This window comes from Pontimicrobium sp. MEBiC01747, assembly GCF_053601635.1.
Genome location: NZ_JBSHNS010000230.1, coordinates 1 through 718, shown reverse-complemented (window position 1 = coordinate 718; position 718 = coordinate 1). Strand labels below are relative to the sequence as shown.

The window sequence follows — 718 nt, the reverse complement described above, 5'->3', positions numbered from 1 at the left end:
GTTGTAGAACAGTTATCTGCTTCGTCTGTAACATCTCCTGTAATGTTTACTCCAGCATCGTAGTTACATGATGCATCTGTAAATATCTCAATATCTGCAGGTGCAGTAAATGTTGGCGCGATATTATCAGACACCGTGATGGTTTGCGTTTGTTCTGGCGCAGTGTTACCACAGCTATCTGTTAATGTCCATGTTCTGGTGATTACGAATGATCCTTCGCAAGTTCCAGCGACTACAGCGTCTGTGTAGGTCGCGTCTAGTGTTGAAGAACAGTTATCTGCTTCGTCTGTAACATCTCCTGTAATGTTTACTCCAGCATCGTAATTACATGATGTATCTGTAAATATTTCGATATCTGCAGGTGCAGTAAATGTTGGTGCGATATTATCGGAAACGGTAATGGTTTGCGTTTGTTCTGGCGCAGTGTTACCACAGCTATCTGTTAATGTCCATGTTCTGGTGATTACGAATGATCCTTCGCAAGTTCCTGCGACTACAGCGTCTGTGTAGGTCGCGTCTAGTGTTGCAGAACAGTTGTCATTTTCATCAGTAACATCTCCTGTAATGTTTACTCCAGCATCGTAGTTACATGATGTATCTGTAAATATTTCGATATCTGCAGGTGCAGTAAATGTTGGTGCGATATTATCGGACACCGTGATGGTTTGCGTTTGTTCTGGCGCAGTGTTACCACAGCTATCTGTTAATGTCCATGTTC

General features: G+C 42.6%; 1 pseudogene. It reads right to left on the bottom strand.

Features of this window, described 5'->3' with window-relative positions:
* A pseudogene (locus tag ACVC2P_RS07620) lies at positions 1–718 on the bottom strand (gliding motility-associated C-terminal domain-containing protein); the annotation flags it as partial.